Here is a 5,038-nt window from a genome sequence, read left to right as displayed (position 1 = left end):
TGCCTGGAGCATCCTGAGGATGCCGGCCAGCGGCCGGCACTACCGGACCGCGTGGGGATCAGGGCTTGTTGAGGAAGTTGTTCGCCAACAGGTCCCGCACATCCCCGACCCGCCCGCTCAGCAGCGCCTTGGCGGCGTACAGGGCAGTACCGGCCACCTGCTTGGCTTCCACCTGCGGCGGCATCACCAGTTCGGTCGGGCTGGTGTGCACGTCCAGCAGCGCCGGGCCGGGATGGGCCAGGATGTCCTGCACGGCCTGCTCCAGATCTTCCGAGCGGGTGACCGTGCGCCCGTAGAAGCCGATCACCTCGGCCAGCCGGCCGAAATCGGGGTTCTTCAGGTCGGTGTAGTTGTCCAGCAGGCCTTCGACCTTCTGCTCCAGCTCCACGAAATTCAGCGAGCTGTTGTTGTAGACCACCACCTTGATCGGCAGGTTCTCCTGCACCGCGGTGAGCAGGTCGCCGAGCAGCATCGCCAGGCCACCATCACCGGACAGCGAGATCACCTGCCGGCCCGGGTAGGCCTTCTGCAGGCCCAGTGCCTGCGGCATCGCGTTGGCCATCGTGCCGTGCAGCAGGCTGGTCAGGGTCCGGCGGCGGCCGTTGACGCGGATATGGCGCAGGATCCAGACCATCGGCGAGCCACCGTCGGCGGTGAACAGGGCATCGTCGGCGGCATGACGGTCGATCAGTGCGGTCAGATGCTGCGGGTGGATCAGCTCGCCCTCGCCCGGCTGTTCCTCCTTGGCCCGCGTGGCGAGTGCCTTCTCACGGTGCTCCAGGCATTCGTCCAGGAAGCTGCGGTCCTCGCGCTCGGGCAGCAACGGCAGCAGCGCCTCCAGGGTCGGGCCGATATCGCCGACCACGCCCAGGTTCACCGGGTGCCGGCGGCCAAGATGGCTGCCATCGCGATCCACCTGGATGAGTGTCGCCTTGTCCGGGTAGTACTGGCCCCAGGCGAAGTCCGCGCCGAGCAGCAGCAGCGTGTCGCAGGCCATCAGCGTGTGATACCCGGATTCGATGCCGAAGATGCCGGTCATGCCCATGTTGTACGGGTTGTCGTACTCCACGAAATCCTTCGCGCGCGAGGTATGCGCAATCGGTGCCTTCAGCCTGGCACCAAGGGCCACCAGCGCATCGTGTGCATGCTCGCAGCCGGCGCCGGCATAGATGCCGATCCGCTTGCCCTGCCCGATCAGCGCGGCGATGCGCTGCAGTTCGTCGTCCGAGGGGCGCAGCACCGGCTGGGTGTAGTGCACCGAGAACGGCGGGTCGTGCTTGACCTCGGCTTCGCTGATATCGGCCGGCAGGATGACGACGGCCACACCGCGTCGGCTGATCGCCGCCTGGCACGCCAACGTCACCACGCGGCGCGCCTGCTCCGGGCTGTGCACCTGCTCGCAGAACACGCTGCAGCTGCTGTACACCGCCTTGAAATCCACTTCCTGCGGAAACTCCATGCCCAGCTCGGCGGTGACCACCTGGCTGGCGATCAACACCATCGGCGCGCGGTTGCGGTTGCTCTCGAAGATGCCGTTGATGAAGTGCAGGCCACCCGGCCCGCAGGAACCGGCGCAGGCGGTGAGCTGCCCGCTGATCAGCGACTCGGCGCCGGCCGCGAACGCGGCGACCTCTTCATGGCGCATGTGCACCCACTCGATGTCACTGCGATGGATGGCATCGGTGACATGGTTGAGGGTGTCGCCGACGATGCCGTAACAATGGCGAACGCCGGCGGCCTGGAGAGTGTCGACCACGATCTCGGCAACACGCTTGCTCATGACAGGACTTCCTCGAAGCGGGAGGTCCGATCCTAGCGACGCGGGGGTGACACGGATGTGGTCGCCCGATCAGAAGGAGACTTCAACCGCCTGCTGCGCCCACAGCACCGACTGGTGCCCGGTGGCCTGCTTCCACGCCAGCCGGATCGCTTCGATGTCGGCGCGGCGCTGCGGGGTGTTCTCGTGCAGGACGACCAGCACCTTGGTGCGCAGGCGGTTCGGCTCGGCCGCACCGCGGAACAGCCACTGGCCGTAGGCATCGAACACGGTCAGGCCGTCCGGGAAGCGCGGCGTGACTTGCTTGTCGAGGAAGGCGCGCCACTGCGCATCACTGATGCCCTCGGTCTGCGGGCGGTCGGCCACGCCAGTTTCTTCGCCCACGCCGAAATAGAGCTCGCTGCGGACCCAGCCGGCGGCGGCATCCGGGCGCGCGGCGTCGCCCTGCAGGGTAGCCGTGGCGGTGGCGGGCGGGGTCGGCTTGGCGGCCGGGGCGGCGGTGGCACAGCCGCTGGTGGCCAGGACCAGGGCAAACAGAATGGCGCGGAACGACATGGACAACTCTCCGGAAACACAGGGACAGGCAGGGGAAGGAGCGTGCCGGACATCCGGGTCCGGCGCAGATCGCCAACGGCTATCTGCTGATAACCACCCCGATGGGACTTGCATCACACAGGGACATCACGCGAAGATAATATATCGCTTCATCCGGATGGATTGGTAGTGCCGGCCATGGGTCGCACCACCCGCCCCCCTCCCCCGTTCCTCCCCCTCGTCGTTCTGCTGGAGTCCGCATGTCCCGTCCGTCCGCGTCGCGCCTTGGCCTTGCCATCGCGCTCGCCCTCTCCTCCCCCCTGCTGGCCCAGGACGTACTTGCGCAGGACGCGCCGAACACCGCCAAAACGCTGGACACCGTGATCGTCACCGGTACCCGCGCCATCGACCGGACTGTGCTGGAATCCACCTCGCCGGTGGACGTGCTCACCGCCGAGGACATCCGCAAGGCCGGTGTGGTCAATGGCGAACTGGGCAGCGCGCTGCAGGCGCTGCTGCCCTCGTTCAATTTCCCGCGTCAGTCCAACTCCGGCGGTGCCGACCACATCCGTGCCGCCCAGCTGCGCGGCCTCTCGCCCGACCAGGTGCTGGTGCTGGTCAACGGCAAGCGCCGCCACAGCAGTGCGCTGGTCAACACCGACAGCAAGATCGGCAAGGGCACCACCCCGGTCGACTTCAACGCGATCCCGGTCAGCGCGATCAAGCGCATCGAGGTGCTGCGCGATGGCGCCGGCGCGTTGTACGGCTCGGATGCGGTGGCCGGCGTGATCAACGTGATCCTGGATGACGCCCCGGAAGGTGGCGCGTTCGAAGCCAGCTTCGGCGCCAACCACACCGATCTCAAGCCGATCGACCGCACCCTCACCGATGGCCAGACCAGCTATGCCAGCGCCAAGGTCGGCACTGCGCTGGGCGACAAGGGCGGCTTCCTGCGCGTCGGTCTGGAACTGAAGAACCACGAGGGCACCAACCGCGCCGGCTTCGACCAGATCCCGCCGTGGGACCAGACCCCGACCAACCTGGCCCTGCAGGGCAAGCGCAACTACGAGCTCGGCGATGGCAAGACCAAGGATCTGAACGCCTGGTACAACGCGCAGCTGCCGTTCGGCGAGACCTCCACGTTCTACAGCTTCGCCACCTTCAACCAGCGCGACAGCGAAGGTGCCAACTACTTCCGCTACCCGGACAGCGACGCCAACTGGGCGCAGATCTACCCGAACGGCTACCGCCCGATCTCCGAAGGCGAGAACCGCGACGTGCAGGCCGTGGCCGGTGCGAAGGGCCAATGGGGCGAGTGGAATTACGACGCGAGCCTGGATTACGGCGTCAACACCTTCACCTACCGCCTGCGCAACTCGCTCAACGCCTCGCTGGGCCCGACCAGCCCGACCCGGTTCAAGACCGGTGATTACCGCAATGAGCTGACGGTGGCGAACTTCGACCTCGGCCGCGTGTTCTCTCAGGGCGACAGCATCACCCACAGCCTGGGCCTGGGCCTGGAAGCCCGCCGCGACCATTACCAAACCCGCCCGGGCGACCCGAGCAGCTATGCCGCTGGCCCGTTCACGGATCGCCCGACCGGCTCGCAGGCCGGTGGCGGCCTGACCCCGCAGGATGCGACCTCGCTGTCGCGCGATGTGGCCAGCGCCTACGCCAGCCTCTCCAGCCAGTTCGGCGAGCATTTCTCCAGCGATCTGGCCGCGCGCTACGAGCACAGCGACGACTTCGGCGGTGAGCTGACCGGCAAGCTCGGCCTGCGCTACGAATTCACCCCGGCGTTCGCGCTGCGCGGGGCGATCTCCAACAACTTCCGCGCGCCGTCGCTGGCGCAGATCGGCTATGAATCCACCTCCACCGGCTACAACGCCGCCGGCCAGCTGGTGCAGGGCCGCGTGCTGTCGGTCAACAATCCGATCGCGCGCGGCCTGGGCGCCACCGATCTGAAGCCGGAGAAGTCGCTCAACACCAGCCTGGGCTTCACCAGCCGCATCGGTGACCACTTCGATGTCTCGCTGGACTTCTTCCAGATCGATATCGACGACCGCATCGCACTGTCGGAGAGCATCACCGGCGATGCGCTGACCGATTACGTGCAGCAGCAGTTCGGCGTGGCCGGCCTGCAGAGCGCCAGCTTCTTCGTCAACGCCGCCGATACCCGCACCCGCGGTGCGGAACTGGTGAGCAACTGGCGGCAGTCGCTGGGGGATGGCGAGCTGGTGCTGACCGGCACCTACGCCTATACCAAGACCACCCTGAAGAACGTGCTCGCCACGCCGCCGGGCCTGCTCGCGCTGGATCCGGACTACGTGCTGTTCGGCGTGGAAGAAACCAATACGCTGACCGATGCGACCCCGCGCACCCGCGCTGCGCTGGCCGCGAGCTGGGCCAATGACCGCTGGTCGCTGAGCAGCCGTCTCAGTCGCTATGGCAGTGTGACCCGTGTGTTCAACTTCGGTGATGGCTACATCCCCCGCCAGACCTACGGCGCGGAATGGCAGCTGGATGCCGAGGTGGAATACAAAATCACCCCGCAGTGGAGCGTGGCACTGGGTGGGCAGAACCTGACCGACAACTACTCGGATCTGTCCAACGACGACATCTACTACTTCGGCAACCTGCCGTATGACGTGCTGTCACCGATCGGCAGCAATGGTGCGTATTACTACGGGCGCGTGCGGTATACGTTCTGACGGGTAGCGCCGGGGG

The 5,038-nt window shown here is 66.8% G+C and carries 3 protein-coding genes; 1 reads left to right on the top strand and 2 read right to left on the bottom strand.

From position 1 onward, the window contains the following. Window positions 1-58: 58 nt before the first annotated feature. Together ACE026_RS20060 and ACE026_RS20055 are read right to left on the bottom strand one after the other, a co-directional pair. A complete protein-coding gene (locus ACE026_RS20060) occupies window positions 59-1,780 on the bottom strand; it encodes a thiamine pyrophosphate-dependent enzyme (protein ID WP_486040581.1) in 1,722 nt (573 codons plus the stop codon). A 69-nt stretch (window positions 1,781-1,849) separates the two neighbouring features. Then, the gene (locus ACE026_RS20055) at window positions 1,850-2,332 is read right to left on the bottom strand and encodes a DUF3574 domain-containing protein (RefSeq protein ID WP_486040580.1); all 483 of its coding nucleotides are present in this window, start codon (window positions 2,330-2,332) and stop codon (window positions 1,850-1,852) included. 239 nt (window positions 2,333-2,571) lie between these two features. Between ACE026_RS20055 and ACE026_RS20050 the strand changes: the two genes are divergently transcribed. Then, window positions 2,572-5,022 (top strand): TonB-dependent receptor plug domain-containing protein, encoded by a 2,451-nt coding sequence (locus ACE026_RS20050; protein WP_486040578.1) that lies wholly within the window; start codon window positions 2,572-2,574, stop codon window positions 5,020-5,022. Window positions 5,023-5,038: the final 16 nt, after the last annotated feature.

Source organism: Stenotrophomonas sp. AGC87, from assembly GCF_057333975.1.
This window is presented reverse-complemented; position numbering and strand designations above follow the sequence as displayed.

Excerpts from the sequence above, each read along its gene's own strand:
- ACE026_RS20050 (WP_486040578.1), top strand. The coding sequence starts at position 2,572 with ATGTCCCGTCCGTCCGCGTCGCGCCTTGGCCTTGCCATCGCGCTCGCC.
- ACE026_RS20055 (WP_486040580.1), bottom strand. The coding sequence starts at position 2,332 with ATGTCGTTCCGCGCCATTCTGTTTGCCCTGGTCCTGGCCACCAGCGGC.
- ACE026_RS20060 (WP_486040581.1), bottom strand. The coding sequence starts at position 1,780 with ATGAGCAAGCGTGTTGCCGAGATCGTGGTCGACACTCTCCAGGCCGCC.